This is a genomic window from Actinoplanes couchii, assembly GCF_016862075.1.
In the GTDB taxonomy this organism is placed as follows: Bacteria; Actinomycetota; Actinomycetes; order Mycobacteriales; family Micromonosporaceae; genus Actinoplanes; species Actinoplanes couchii.
Map to the genome: position 1 here is coordinate 1 of NZ_BOMG01000026.1, position 13,728 is coordinate 13,728.

Below are 13,728 nucleotides of genomic sequence, written 5' to 3' on the forward strand. Positions count from 1 at the left end.
CCGGGACCGGGACCGGGACCGGGACCGGGACCGGGGCCGGGGCCGGGGCCGGGGCCGGGGCCGGGGCCGGGACCGGGACCGGGACCGGGGCCGGGATCGGGACCGGGACCGGGGCCGGGGCCGGGGCCGGGGCCGGGGCCGGGGCGGCCTTCGTTACAGCCGGGCGGCCGGGCGGATTTTCGTTACGGCAAGCCGGCCAGGCGCAGCAGGGCTGTTGTCGCGGCGGCGGCCAGGACCACCACCACGAAGGGGGCCCGGCGCCAGGCGAGCAGGGCGCCGACCAGGACTCCGGTGGGGCGGGCCAGGCCGGCGAACTCGCTTCCGGCGGTCAGGGCCGCGGTGGCGGCCAGGGCTGCCAGCAGGGCGGCCGCGGACATCGGCAGGACTCGCTGCAGGGTGTCGGAGAGTTCCAGGCGGTCGCGCAGCAGGACTCCGCTGAGCCGGATGGCGTAGGTGCCGGCCGCCAGGGTCAGGATCGCGGCGATCAGCATCGGTTCTCCTCAGCGGCGGAAGCGGAATCAGAATCGGTCGCGGGATCACGATCGGGATTTCGACTTCCAAGACTCTGGCTTCCGGGACTTCGACGGTCGGGGCTTCGGTTGTCGAGGCTTCGGTCTCCGGGGCTTCGGTGGTTGGGACTTCGGTCGCCGGGGCCTCGGTCTCCGGGGCCTTGGCGGTCGGGACCTCGATCGCCGGGGCTTTGGCGGTTGGGAACTCGGTCGGCGGGGCCTCGGTCGCCGGGGCCTTGGCGGTCGGGGCCTTGGGCGGCGGGACTTCGGCGGTTGGGGCGGAACAGGACGAACAGGCCCAGGAGGGCGGACATCACCGGGAGGCCGACGGGCAGGACCGGGGTCAGGAGCACTGCCACGGCTGCCCCGGTCAGGGCCACCAGACGGGTGTCCCGGTCTCGCAACGACGGCAGGATCAGGGCGATCAGGCCCGCCGGGAAGGCCGCGTCCAAGCCCAGCGCGTCGGGGTCTCCGGTGGCGCCGCCGAGCAGGACGCCCAGGACCACGCCGGTGTTCCAGGAGACGAAGATGGTGGCGCCGACCAGCCAGTAGACCCGGCGGCGGGCGGCCGGAGTGTCCTCGGCCAGGGCGAACGCGACGGTCTCGTCGGTCATCAGGTGGCTGCCGATCAGCCGGTCCCGCCAGCGGGGGCCGATGGTGTCGGCCACGGCCAGGCCGAACGGCAGGTGCCGGGCGTTCAACAGCAGGCCGGCCAGGACGGCGGCGACCGGGTTGCCGGCCGCGAACAGGCCGACCGCAAGGAACTGGGAACCGCCCGCGAACACCAGGACGGACATCACCACCGGAACCCAGACCGGCAGCCCGTACGCGATGGTGATGGCACCGAAGGAGGCGCCGACCGCGAGCGTCGCGGCGCCCAGGGCACCGATGTCTCGCCGTTGAGCCCGCGTTCGATATAACGTCCCCATAGTTCGACATGCTGAACGACAACCCAGCGTTCGTCAAACCGAACGTAATGGACCGATGGAGCGAACACATGCAGCAGCCGGCACCGCCGCTGGCCGTCATCGCCGCCGCCCTGCGCCGGGAACGGGACCGGGCCGGCATCTCCCTGACCGAATTGGCCCGCCGGGCCGGACTGGCCAAGTCGACGCTCTCCCAACTGGAGTCGGGCAGCGGCAACCCGAGCATCGAGACGCTGTGGGCGCTCGGAGTGGCGCTCGGCATCCCGTTCAGCCGGCTGGTCGAGCCGCCGCCGTCACCGGTGCGGGTGGTCCGGGCCGGCAGCAGCCCGCGGGTGCGGTCCGAGGGTGCGGACTTCTACGGCACCCTGCTGACCGCGGGGATCCCGGGCACCCGGCGGGACGTCTACGTGCTCGAACTGGAGCCGGGCGCGCTCCGGCACGCCGATCCGCACATCCCGGGCAGCGTCGAACACGTCGTGGTGTCGGCCGGGCGGATCCGGATCGGGCCGATCGACGAGCTGGTCGAGGTGGGGCCGGGCGACTACGTGACCTTCCCTGGTGACGTACCGCACAGTTATGAGGCTCTTGATCCTGGCTCCTGGGCCGTGCTGGTGATGGAGCACCGCTGACGCTCGTCGCGGGGCGCTGCTAGCGCTCGCTGTAGAGGCGGGAGACCACGTCCTCGATGTCCGGCTCGACCACGGACAGGTCGCGGACCGGGACCGCGGCCACCAGACCGGCCACCGCCGCGCCGGCCGTCGACGAGTCCAGAGTGAACGTCACCCGATGACCATTAGCGGTCACCGCGGCGAGGGTGGCGCCGGGCAGGGTGAAGCCGTCCGGCAGCGGCGCCGCCAGATCGGCCACCAGACTGCGGCGCGAACCGTAGCGGGCGTGCAGCGCCTCGATGCTGCCGTCGTGCACCACCCGGCCGTGGTCGATCACCACCAGGCGCTCGCAGAGACGTTCGATGTCGGCCAGATCGTGCGTGGTCAGCACCAGGGTGACGTCGCCGGCCGCGCCCAGTTCGGCCAGGAACGACCGGACCGCCTGTTTGCTGACCACGTCCAGGCCGATCGTCGGCTCGTCCAGGAACAGCACCTCCGGGCCGTGCAGCAGGGCCGCGGTCAGCTCGCCGCGCATCCGCTGCCCCAGCGACAGCTGACGGACCGGAGTTTCCATGAACTCGTCCAGATCCAGCAGTTCCCGGCACCGTTCCAGACGGGCGGCGTGCTCGGCCGGCGGCACCCGGTAGACGTGCCGCAGCAGCGCGAACGACTCCCGCAGCGGCAGATCCCACCACAGCTGCGAGCGCTGGCCGAAGACCACGCCGATCCGCAGCGCCAGCTTCGTCCGCTGCGGGACCGGGGTCAGCCCGCACACCGACACCGTCCCGGAGCTGGGCGTCAGCACCCCGGTCAGCATCTTCAGGGTGGTCGACTTGCCGGCGCCGTTCGGGCCGATGTAGCCGACCATCTCCCCGCGGCCGATGCTGAGACTCACCCCGTCGACCGCCGCCACGACGCGTTTTTTCCGCCGGAGACGGCCGGCTTTCACGCGTACGACGAAATCTTTCTTGAGGTCTTGCATCTGAATCATGAGCCAGTGCTCCGGTAGTGACGGATGCCGGACCGCCAGACGACCCCGGCGATCACGGCCGCGACCAGCGCGACCAGCGGCGAGAGGAAACCGGTCCAGGACGGCAGACCGAGCGGATCGTCCCGGCCGAGCAGCGTCAGAGCCGGTTGATAGGCGACAAAACCGAAGCCCATGGCGTACGCGAAAAGGTTGCGGAACCAACTGCCGTAGACCGAGATCGGGTACGAGGTGAAGTCCCGCCCGCCGTAGGTGAACGCCGACCCGATCTCGCCGGAATCCACCCACCAGAACGCCAGGCTCGCGCTCGTCACGAAGATCGCGCTGAAGAACACGCCTGCCATCAGTGGTGCGAGGGCGATCAGCAGCACCCGCGCCGGGGTCCACGCGACGTCGTTGGCGGCGACCGCCAGGCCCAGCACCACGAACCCGAACACCACCCGCAGCGCCTTGCGGACCGGCAGATCCATCAACAGCAGCTGCGGCAGCGCGGGCAACGGCCGGACCAGCACCGCGTCCAGGGTGCCGGTGCGCACGTACGTCTTCAGCTTGTCCACGTTCCCGACCAGCATGTCGGCCAGCGCGAACCCGGCCGAGCTGATGCCGACGATCAGGATCGCCTCGCGCAGAGTGAAACCGCCCACAGCCGGGGTGGCCCGGAACAGCACCAGCACGGTGAGTACGTCGAACACCGTGGCGCCGACATTGCCGAACAACTCCACCAGGAACGACGCCCGGTACGAGGCCGCCGACCGGATCTGCGCGGTGCCCAGAGCGACATAGGCTCGGAACTCAGCCACCCTGCACCACCAGGCGGCGCTCCGCCCGTCGCTGCACCAGGCCGGCCAGCAGCAGCATCGTGACCGCCCACAGCAGTTGCAGCGCCACCAGGGCGATCTGCGTCACCGGGCCGTCCCGCTCGGCGATCACGTCCAGCGGTGTCTGCAACAGACTCGGCAACGGGGTGCCCAGCCACAACGCGGTCACGAAACCGTCCGGGAGCAGGCGCAACGGGAAGTAGAGGCCGCCCAGCACCCCGGAGCCGAGCGTCCACAACATGATCGGGCCGCGGGCGTCCTGCAGCCAGTAGGCGGTGGCGTTCACCAGATATTTACAGCCGAAACAGATGATCACCGCGAGCGCGATCGAGACAGCGAACAACGGGACCGTCTGCCAGCGTGCCGGAGTGTGCAGGGGGAAGAAGATCGCCCCGGCCAGCAGCGGCGCGGCGAACCTGGTCAGCATGCCGTGCAGAGCCCGGCCCAGGTCGGCGGCCAGAAAGGCGGTCACCGGGCCGATCGGACGTAACAGGTCGGCGGCGATGTCACCGGTGCGGATCCGATCGGCCAGCTCCGTCCAGCCCCAGATGCCGATGACACTGAGTAGACCCTGACCGGCCCAGACGTACGTCGCCAGCTGCTCCGCGTCGTAACCGGCCGGCATGTTGCCCGCCGCGCCCTCCGCCACCGCCAGCAGCACGTAGCAGCGCAGGAAGCCGAACACCACGTTGGTGAACGTTCCGGCTAAGGTGGCTTGCCGGTAGGTGGCGTACCGCCGGAAACCTGACCCGATCAGTGCACCGAAAGTAGCAACGGAGGCGCGGAACGGACCTAATCGAGAGATCGTCGGCACGCTGGCGTCTCGCTGGTCCACGCCGTTAATCTCCTTTCCGAAACCCCGCGTCGGAGCCGGGAGACTCTACGTGGCTCTCCCGCCGGATGTGGCCCATTTTTCTTGACAGGTGGAGTTCGCCGTGACGGAGCGTTGCCAATCCGTGGGCCGGGGCGCCCGATGAACGGATGGGGCTCCCGGCCGGGCGACAGCTGGGACGACGAACCCGCCTGGGTCTACGAGATCACCTGGGAGTGGGAGCCGCTTCCCGGTCAGCGCTATCCCGGGGATCCCGGGCGCCGTAAAGCTGTGCACACGCCGGTTTACGAGGCCTCCCGGGGTGGTTCCGCGCCGGCCAGTTCGGCGCCGGTCAGTCCGGCCGGGCGCGCTTCGGTGCCCACTCCTCCGCCGTCCTCGCCTGCTCCTGGATGGGCGGGCGATCAGAATCAGTCGCGGACTCCTCGGGATGAACCGTCCTGGAACCGGCCGGCTCATATGCATGACCAGCGGGCCGTTTACGGGCAGCCGGGTTATCCGCCGCCGGCTGCTGACCCGCGTGCCTCTGGTGGGCGGCCGCCGCATGCCGGTGGGCCCGCACCTGATCCTTCGGGGCGGCCGCCACTGCCACAGCGACCGGTCGGCAACCCGGACCGGCGTGGTCCCGGTGCTCCGGGCAGTCCTGGTGGTCCCGGTGCTCCGGGGTCTTATGGCGCGCCTGGTCGTGGGGGGCCGGGTTCTTACGGGGGCCCGGTGCATCCGGGTTCGCACGGTGGGCCTGGTCCCGGGGGGTCCGTTCCTGGTGGGGCGGATCGCCGGGATCAGCGTGGGCCGGTTCCGCCCGGCCGCTTCGACGGGCCTGTGGCGCCTGCTGCTTCGGGCGGTTATCCGCCCGGACGGCCCGACCAGAACCCCGGCTACCCGGGCCGTCCTGGACCGGACCAGTACGGACAGCCCGGAGCCGACCAGTACCGGCGGCCCGGCCAGGACCGTCCCGCGCAGGATCGCCCCGGCCAGGACCAGTACGGACGCCCGTATTCGGATCAACAGGGCCGTCCTCATCTCGACCAGCAGGGTCGCCCCTACCCGGACCAGCAGGGTCGCCCGCATCCGGATCAACAGGGCCGTCCGCATCCGGACCAGCAGGGTCGCCCTTATTCGGACCGGCAAGGTCGCCCGACGCCGGGGCAGATCTCGCCGGCCAGTCCGGCCTATGGTGCCGCCCGTCCGACCCCCACCGAGGCGTTCCCAGGGCGTGGACCGCGCGAGGGCCGTACCCCGGATTCGCCGTTCGATCTGCGCCCGGCACCGCAGGACCGGAACTCGCCCGCACCCGCCCGCCCGGCCGCACAACCGACCCGGGTGACACCACAGAAGCCGGTCATGCCACCGGCAGCGGTCTACCCACCGGTCGCCGGCCAGCCCACCCCGGGCCACGGAGCCCCCGGCGTGGCCCCGGTCTCCGGCGTGGCCGGCGTGGCACCTGTCTCCGGCGTGGCCGGCGTGGCACCTGTCTCCGGCGTCGCCCACGGCACGGCTGGTGCCGCTCCGGTTTCCGGTGTCGCTTACGGAACTCCCGGTGTCGCGCCCGTCTCTGGCGTGACCCACGGAATGTCTGGTGTCGCTCCGGTCTCCGGCATCGCCCAAGGACCGGGCGGCCCCAGGCCGGTGTCGGCAGGCGGTGCCGCACCCGTTTCCGGCGTCGCGGCCCCACATGTTCCGGCTACTCCCCCGGGATTCGTTCCCCAGGCGGACCTGGCCACTCCGGGACACCCCGCGCCTGGCCAGGGCTTCCCTGGTCACGCCGGGCCGCAGTCCGGTATGGACCGGTCCGCCGCCGCACCGGGAGGCGCGCCGACATCTGGCGTTACCCCCGGAGGAATGCCGGTATCTGGCGTTGCCCAGACTGGGGCGCCGGGTTCCGGCGTTGCGGGACCGTCGGCGTATGCGACGCCCGAGGCCGCACCGGTCTCCGGCATCGCCGCTGCCCATCCGCACACGGCGCCGAGCATGGACCTTCGCCCGACCGCGGGAACGGCACCGGGTTCCACGCCTGCCGGCCTGGACCCATATGCCGGCGCCGATTCCGTCGGCCCGGACCCGTATGCCGGTGCCACCGGGCCGGACCAGCGCGCCGGGGCCGGTTCCGCCGGGACCGTTCCCGGTGGTGGAACGGCATACCCGCAGACCCCGAACCAGCAGCGGGAAAACGAGGAAGAGCAGGAGCCGACCCGCCCACTCGACCCACGCCGACTCGGCCACGGCGCGACGCCGGCCGGCCGCCCCGGCATCGCTTCCGATCCGGAAGACCCGACCCGCCCGTTCGGGCTACGACGCAACACGCAGGGATCCCGCACCCGCGACGAGGACCGAACCCGAGCCATAGACCCACGCCGACTCGGCCCTCCCCCCGCAGATCACGCCGCCGCCGGCACGAACGACCGAACCACGCCCACGAACGACCGAACCGATGTCAGCGCCGCAGTCCCCGACCAGCCAGACGCCTCCGGCACGGTCGGCACACCGGGAGTGGGCGTCGGTTCAACCAGCGCCGAGGGAACACCCCTAGCCGAGCCGGAAGTCCAGTCCGCAGGTCACGGCCTCGGCTGGCTGCTGTCACAAAGCGGCCACGGCGGTTCAACCCCGGTGATCGAGGAGGACCCAGCCCCCGTCACCGAGGCAGTTCCCGAAACCGAGCCGCCCCGTCCCCTGGGTTGGTTCGCCCCGCCCGCGGAGGAGGACCCCTCCACGGACGACGACACCCCAGCCCAGGAATCAGAAACCCAACACACCCAGACCCACGCCCCCACCAGCCACAACACACCGGCCAAAGATGTTGATGGCCAGGATGCTGCTGGCCGGGGCATCGCGGGCGATGGCATTGCCGGCCATGGCATCGCGAGCCAGGATGTCGCAGGCCAAGGCATCGCGGGTCAAGGCATTGCCAGCAATGGGATCGCGGGTCAAGGCATTGCCAGCGATGGCATCGCGGGTCAAGGCATTGCCAGCGATGGCATCGCGAGCCAGGACGTTGCAGACGAGAGCCGAACGGACATCAACGACGATGCGGCCGCTACCCCGTCCGAGGTGGGTAGCGCGCGGACTGAAGCGGTGCCCGCTGAAGGAGAACTGCCGCAAGCCGACAACAACCTGTCGGTCAACAAGGCTGAGCTCCCGCTAGCCGGATCCGAGCTTCCGCACGCCGGTTTCGGTCTGCCGCACGCCGGTTCCTCCCTCCCGCACGCCGGTTCCTCCCTTCCGCATGCCGGTTCCTCCTTGCCGCATACAGGTTCTGGGCCGGCGCAGGATGTGTCCGATTCTGTTCATATCGAGCCGGGAGCTGAGGACGACCCGGCTGGTGTGGCGCAGCCCGTCGTGGCGATGGGCGAGGTGGAGCCGGAGCAGGTTCCGTACGAGCCGATCGCGGTAGTCCGGACGTTGACCGGATCAGACGACACCGACCTGGAGCCAGACGACGCCGTCGCGACGAGCAACACGTCCGCGACTGACACCGACTCCACGAGGGACCACTCCCTCGCGACGGACAACGATTTCGCGACGGACAACGAATTCGCGACGGAAAGTGCCCTCGACGTAGAGGAACTCTCAGCTCGGAGTGGCCAGGAAGCGGACGCGCTCGATTCGCCGGAACAGGTCGACGGCCAAGACATCAACACCCACGAGGGCGACAGTCAGGTCGAGGGCCATGGGGTCGAGGACCGGACCGAGGGCCACGAGGTTGGTGACTACGGTTCGCCGGGGTCGGAACAGCAGGTCTCTGGTGGGATCAGCGGCCTTGCCGCCGCGAAGGACATTGTTGCGACGGGGAATGTCGACCTCACCAATGATGTGACGGCTGTTGATCGGATCGAGGGATCCGATCATCAAGCTGACTCTGAATCGCGGGCATCCTTGCTGGGCGGGGCCTCCGTGGAGGTTTCGGGGAGCGGAGACTCAGCAGGTTTCTCGGCGAACCCCGTGGTGGGCGAGCCGGATGTTCCGGAGATCGGCGAATCCGCAGATTCTTCGGCGAACCGTGTGGTGGGTGCCTCTTCGGACGTCGACATCGTGGCGGACGGTTCCCCGGACGTCGACATCGTGGCGGGCGGTTCCTCGGACGTCGACATTGCTCGTGCTCTCGGGGGAATCGACCTTGCGGCTGCGGATGGGCCCGGCGCCAAGGTTGCGACCGTGGGTGATGCCAGTGGTGATAGCGACACTGGCACCGCTGGCGATGTCCCTGCTGGTTCGGAAAGTGATGTCCCTGCCGGTGTGGAGAGCGATGCCCCGAGCCGTCTGACGAGTGGTGTTCCGGGTGGTGCTGAGGACGGCGCCGATGGCCGAGCGGGGGACGGCGACGGTGGGCTCGATACCGGTGGGCTTTCCGAGGCTGTCTGGTCTGCGGCTTGGGCTGATTGGCAGAACTTCGGCGGGAACGGGGATCTGGGCGGTCTGTCCGAGGCTGACTGGGGTAAGGCCTGGGCTGACTGGCAGACCTTCGGTGGGCACGGCGAGACCGAGACTCCCGCTCCGCCCGTAGACGATGAGCCCGGCACGGGCGAATCCCGCAAGGATCAGTCCGGCGAGAGCGAGCCCGGCAAGAGTTCGCTCGGCGAGGGCGAACCCAGCGAGAATGCGCTCGGCGAGGAAGCGCTCGGCGAGGATGCACCCCGCGAGAGTGAGCCCGGCGACGGTGCGCTCGGCAAGAGCGAACCCAGCGAGAATGCGCTCGGCGAGGAAGCGCTCGGCGAGGATGCACCCCGCGAGAGTGAGCCCGGCGACGGTGAACCCAGCGACGGTGCGCTCGGTAAGAGTGTGCTCGGCGACGGGGACGACCTGGACCAGGACGACATCGACGATGTGGCCGGGGCCGAGGAATCGGCCGAGGCTGACGGAACCGTCGGGGCCGAGGAAACAGCCGGGGCCGAGGGGGCTGTCGAGGCCGGAAGCGGCACGGTGGGTCCGGATCGGCGGGACGATGCCGAGACGGACGGCTCTGGGCCGGGTGCTTCTGGGCTGGGCGAAAGCGGACCTGATGAGTCCGCGCATGATGTCGCCGAACTGGGGGACGCTGGGCCGGACGGCTCTGGGCTGGCTGCCAGCGGACCGGAGGTCTCGGGGGCTGGTGACGGCGGGCGTGTCGCGGACGTTGACGGAAGTGTGGGCTCGGCGGGCGTCGGTGTCGGGGAGGCGGGGGCTCAGGAAGGCGGGGCTCCGGCCGTACCGGCGCAAGGGGTGACGGCTGGGGAAGAGCTCTCCGGTGGCGCGGTGGAGACCGGTGCCGGGGCCGCCTCGCGGGAGGTCTTGCCTGAGGCGCGGCAAGAAGCGCGACCGGAGGCGCGGCAGGAGGCGCGACCGGAGGCACTGCAGGAGGCGCGGCAGGAGATCGCGCCGGCCGCGAAGCTGGAAGTGGAGAAACAAACCCCGCCGGAAGCTGTCCAGGAAGCGGAGAAAGAGACCGCACCGGGAGCCGAGCAAGAAACCAAGACCGCGCCAGGAGCGGAGCAAGAGACCGAGACCGCGGCGGGAGCCGAGCAAGAGACCGAGACCGCGGCGGGAGCCGAGCAAGAGACCGAGACCGCGGCGGGAGCGGAGCAAGAGACCGAGACCGCGGCGGGAGCGGAGCAAGAGACCGAGGTCGCGGCGGGAGCGGAGCAGAAGGCCGGCCCCGGGCGGCGGGAACCGGTTCGGCAGCGGCGTGGGGTGACGGCTCCGGCGGATCGGCGGCGGGCTGATCCGGAGCGGATACTGGCCGCCTACTCGTGGGTGTTCGATCCGGGGACTCTGCGGGAGACCGTGGATGACGTGGAGCGGCTGGCGGATCTCGCGGATCGGCTGTCCGATCGGCTGGAGTTCGCGGAGCGGGACAACGTCCGGGCGGGGCTGCTGAGTCTGCGCGCCGTGGTCTCGCGGGTTCTCGGGGAGCTGGACGAGGCGCTCGCCGACGGGCGGGAAGGGCTGCGGCACGCGGAGTCCGGCGGGGACTTCCGGACCGTCGCGATCGCCCAGGCTCGGCTGGCGCACGTGCTGCACTGGCGGGGCGAGTTCGACGAGGCGGACCGGCTCTATGCGCGGGCCGAGTCGGTGGAGTTGCCGTCGGTGGTGCGGTCGGAGATCGCCGAACTGGCCGGGCGGTCCGTTTTCGATCAGGGGCGCTTCCTGGAGGCGGTGAATCACTTCGAGCGGGCGCTGGACGTCCGGCACGCTGAGGATCCGGAGCGGGTGGAGCGGGTCGAACTGGCCCTGGACGAGATCAGCCGGCGGAGCACCGACGGCTGGGGCCCCTATCCGCGTACCCGCGACGAGGTCCTGGATCTTCCGAAGGCGCCGATGCGGATCTTCGACGAGGGTGACGAGAGTGCCGGACCGGGCCTCTGGGGGTACGCCGCCGCCGTGGAGCCGAGGTTCGCGGAGGCGCAGCCGTTCGCCGAGGGGGTGGCGTGGGCGCGCCGCCCGGACTCGCCGGCCTGGGAACTGATCGACACCACCGGTGAACTGGTGATCGTGTCGGCGCACGGCTACCTGGAGGCGGGCCCGTTCGCGGAGGGTCTGGCCTGGGTGCGGCGCGACGACAGCGGCTGGTTCGCGATCGACCGGGACAACCGGCTGATCGTGCCGCCGGCCGGGTTCGAGGACGCCCGCCCGTTCCGCAGTGGTCTCGCCGCGGTCCGGCAGGGTGGTGTCTGGGGCGCGGTGGACCGGACCGGGCGGATCGCGGTGCCGCCGGCGTTCCAGCGGTTCCTGACGGTGCTGCACATCGGCGGCCCGGTGGACGGGTTCTCCGACGAGGGCCTGGCCGTGGTGGACGCCGGGGACCGGTTCGGGGTGCTGGACCGGACCGGGAAGCTGGTGGTCCCGCCGGTGCACGCCGCCGTGGTGATCCATCCGTCGGCGTTCCTGGTGCGGGATCCGGCCGGGTCGTGGGGCGCGCTGGACCGCAAGGGCGAGCCGCTGGTGGACGTGGTGCACAAGGACCGGGATTCCGCGGTGGAGGCCCTGCCGGACGAGGAGCGCCCGGTTCTATAAAGAACCATGGAGTTTCGTCATCTGGGCCGTTCCGGCCTACTGGTCAGTGAGATCGCCTACGGCAACTGGATCACCCACGGTTCGCAGGTGGAGGAGGAGGCCGCCCTCGCGTGTGTGCGGGCGGCCCTCGAGTGCGGCATAACCACGTTCGACACCGCCGACGTCTACGCCGCCACCCGGGCCGAGGAGGTGCTGGGCCGGGCGCTGAAGGGTGAGCGCCGGTCCGGGGTGGAGATCTTCACCAAGGTCTTCTGGCGTACGGGTCCGGGGCCGAACGAGAGCGGCCTGTCCCGTAAGCACATCCTGGAGTCGATCGACGGTTCGCTGCGCCGGCTCGGCACCGATTACGTGGATCTCTACCAGGCGCACCGCTTCGACCATTTCACGCCGCTGGAGGAGACCATGGAGGCCTTCGCCGACGTGGTACGCCAGGGCAAGGCCCACTACATCGGCGTGTCGGAGTGGACCGCCGGGCAGATCCGGGCCGCCCGGCCGCTCGCCGACGAGCTGCGGATCCGCCTGGTGTCGAACCAGCCGCAGTACTCGATGCTGTGGCGGGTGATCGAGGCCGAGGTGGTGCCGGCGTCGCTGGAGCTGGGCCTGGGTCAGATCGTCTGGTCGCCGCTGGCGCAGGGGGTGCTGACCGGGAAGTACAAGGCCGGTGAGCGGCCGCCGGCCGGTTCGCGGGCCACCGACGACAAGTCGGGCGCCGGATTCATCGCCCGTTGGATGGGCGACGACGTGCTGACCGCGGTGGCCCGGCTGGAGCCGCTGGCCGCCGAGGCCGGGCTGACGACGGCGCAGCTGGCGCTGGCGTGGGTGCTGCAGAACCCGAACGTCGCGGCGGCGATCATCGGCGCGTCCCGGCCGGAGCAGGTGCGCGACAACGTGAAGGCGGCCGGGGTGAAACTGGACGAGGGCCTGCTGAAGGGGATCGACGAGATCGTGGATCCGGTGGTGACCCGCGACCCGTCGCTCACCTCCAGCCCGGCCAAGCGTCCGTGACGGCCTAGCTCTCCCAGAAGCGCATCAGCTGGAAGCCGCTGGCGTAGAACTGCCAGTCGACGCCGAGGATCCCGGCCAGGAAGTCCACGGCGGTGAAGAAGTAGGAGCCGACCTCGGTCTGCCAGAGCAGCAGGAACAGCACCAGGAAGCCCCACGGGGCGATCAGGTTCCAGGCGCGCTGGTAGGCCGGGCTCAGCCAGGGGTGGATGATGCCGCCGCCGTCCAGGCCGGGCAGCGGCAGGAAGTTCAGGATGCTCGCGCTGATCTGCAGGAAGACGAGCAGGCCGAGGGCGGCCCAGAAGGCGATGTGGTCACCTTCGTCGACGACGTAGCGCCCGCTCACGTCCTGGCCGAGCTCCGGGGCCAGACCGATCAGGAACGGGATCGCCACGACGATCGCCAGCACCACATTGGTGAGCGGACCGGCCGCGCTGATCAGCGAGTCCTTCACCTTGCTCTGCACGTAGCGGTGGTCGATCCAGACGGCACCGCCGGGCAGGCCGATGCCGCCGAGGATCACCACCACCACCGGCAGCACGATCGACAGCAGGGGATGCGTGTACTTCAGCGGGTTGAGCCGCAGGTAGCCCCGGTCGGCGACGGTCAGGTCACCGGAGAAGTAACCGAGGACGGCGTGCGCGTACTCGTGCAGACAGAGGGAGATCAACCAGCCGGAGATGACGAACAGGAAGACGTCCAGGCCGACGTTGCCGAACCCGGTCCACGTCATGACGCCGCTGACCACGAAGACCGCGACGATGCCGATGAAGACCGGGCTCGGCACGAAGGCGTTGCGCGGGGTACGGGTGTAAACCGGTTCGTAGGTCACGTCGTCAGCCCGATCACTCGGCCGGCTGGAGGCTCATCTGGTAGTCCACCCGGTCGTCCTCGACCAGGGTGACCGTGCCGACCCCGGAGGTCTGCAACTGCCGCCACTCCTGCCCGATCCACGACTCGGCGTCCGCTTGGCTGGGAAACGTCTCGGCAGGGCCTTCGACCGGCTTGCCATCGACGTCTTCGTAGCGCCAACTCCACGGCATAGAGCCGCCCCCTCACGT

9 protein-coding genes and 1 pseudogene are annotated in these 13,728 nt (G+C 70.6%); 3 read left to right on the top strand and 7 right to left on the bottom strand.

Annotated features, from left to right (window positions below; genetic code table 11):
- Window positions 1–182: 182 nt before the first annotated feature.
- Both Aco03nite_RS06810 and Aco03nite_RS06815 read right to left on the bottom strand, forming a co-directional pair.
- A complete protein-coding gene (locus Aco03nite_RS06810) occupies window positions 183–491 on the bottom strand; it encodes an AzlD domain-containing protein (protein ID WP_203793909.1) in 309 nt (102 codons plus the stop codon).
- Window positions 485–1,438: an AzlC family ABC transporter permease gene (locus Aco03nite_RS06815; protein ID WP_239144967.1), complete on the bottom strand. Its 954-nt coding sequence runs from the start codon at window positions 1,436–1,438 to the stop codon at window positions 485–487. Before Aco03nite_RS06815 ends, Aco03nite_RS06810 begins: the two co-directional genes overlap by 7 nt.
- Before the next feature lie 68 nt (window positions 1,439–1,506).
- On the opposite strand from Aco03nite_RS06815, the gene Aco03nite_RS06820 reads away from it, so the two are divergent.
- Window positions 1,507–2,064, top strand: coding sequence for a helix-turn-helix domain-containing protein (locus Aco03nite_RS06820; RefSeq protein ID WP_203793910.1), 558 nt, complete (start codon window positions 1,507–1,509; stop codon window positions 2,062–2,064).
- A 19-nt stretch (window positions 2,065–2,083) separates the two neighbouring features.
- On the opposite strand, the pseudogene Aco03nite_RS06825 reads toward Aco03nite_RS06820, so the two are convergent.
- The 3 genes and pseudogenes from Aco03nite_RS06825 to Aco03nite_RS06835 form a co-directional block, all read right to left on the bottom strand.
- Window positions 2,084–2,998 (bottom strand): annotated as a pseudogene (locus tag Aco03nite_RS06825) (ABC transporter ATP-binding protein); the annotation flags it as partial.
- 32 nt (window positions 2,999–3,030) lie between these two features.
- Window positions 3,031–3,831 (bottom strand): ABC transporter permease, encoded by an 801-nt coding sequence (locus tag Aco03nite_RS06830; protein WP_203793912.1) that lies wholly within the window; start codon window positions 3,829–3,831, stop codon window positions 3,031–3,033.
- Entirely contained in the window at window positions 3,824–4,684 is an 861-nt protein-coding gene (locus tag Aco03nite_RS06835; RefSeq protein WP_203793913.1) for an ABC transporter permease, read from the bottom strand. The genes Aco03nite_RS06830 and Aco03nite_RS06835 overlap by 8 nt, the downstream gene beginning before the upstream one ends.
- A gap of 1,965 nt (window positions 4,685–6,649) precedes the next feature.
- On the opposite strand from Aco03nite_RS06835, the gene Aco03nite_RS06840 reads away from it, so the two are divergent.
- Both Aco03nite_RS06840 and Aco03nite_RS06845 read left to right on the top strand, forming a co-directional pair.
- Window positions 6,650–11,665 carry a WG repeat-containing protein gene (locus Aco03nite_RS06840; protein ID WP_203793914.1) on the top strand — a complete coding sequence of 1,672 codons (5,016 nt, stop codon included), beginning with the start codon at window positions 6,650–6,652 and terminating at the stop codon, window positions 11,663–11,665.
- A 6-nt stretch (window positions 11,666–11,671) separates the two neighbouring features.
- Entirely contained in the window at window positions 11,672–12,670 is a 999-nt protein-coding gene (locus Aco03nite_RS06845) for an aldo/keto reductase family protein (RefSeq protein WP_203793915.1), read from the top strand.
- A 4-nt stretch (window positions 12,671–12,674) separates the two neighbouring features.
- On the opposite strand, the gene Aco03nite_RS06850 is transcribed toward Aco03nite_RS06845, so the two are convergent.
- Window positions 12,675–13,499, bottom strand: a complete 825-nt coding sequence (locus tag Aco03nite_RS06850) for a site-2 protease family protein (RefSeq protein WP_203793916.1) — start codon at window positions 13,497–13,499, stop codon at window positions 12,675–12,677.
- Window positions 13,500–13,512: 13 nt separating this feature from the next.
- Complete coding sequence (locus Aco03nite_RS06855) at window positions 13,513–13,710, bottom strand: hypothetical protein (protein ID WP_203793917.1); 198 nt, start codon at window positions 13,708–13,710, stop codon at window positions 13,513–13,515.
- Window positions 13,711–13,728 lie beyond the last annotated feature (18 nt).

What these genes read in the sequence shown, in the direction of transcription:
- Aco03nite_RS06810 (WP_203793909.1), bottom strand. Translation starts at nt 491, where the DNA reads ATGCTGATCGCCGCGATCCTGACCCTGGCGGCCGGCACCTACGCCATC.
- Aco03nite_RS06815 (WP_239144967.1), bottom strand. Translation starts at nt 1,438, where the DNA reads ATGGGGACGTTATATCGAACGCGGGCTCAACGGCGAGACATCGGTGCC.
- Aco03nite_RS06820 (WP_203793910.1), top strand. Translation starts at nt 1,507, where the DNA reads ATGCAGCAGCCGGCACCGCCGCTGGCCGTCATCGCCGCCGCCCTGCGC.
- Aco03nite_RS06840 (WP_203793914.1), top strand. Translation starts at nt 6,650, where the DNA reads ATGGACCTTCGCCCGACCGCGGGAACGGCACCGGGTTCCACGCCTGCC.
- Aco03nite_RS06845 (WP_203793915.1), top strand. Translation starts at nt 11,672, where the DNA reads ATGGAGTTTCGTCATCTGGGCCGTTCCGGCCTACTGGTCAGTGAGATC.
- Aco03nite_RS06855 (WP_203793917.1), bottom strand. Translation starts at nt 13,710, where the DNA reads ATGCCGTGGAGTTGGCGCTACGAAGACGTCGATGGCAAGCCGGTCGAA.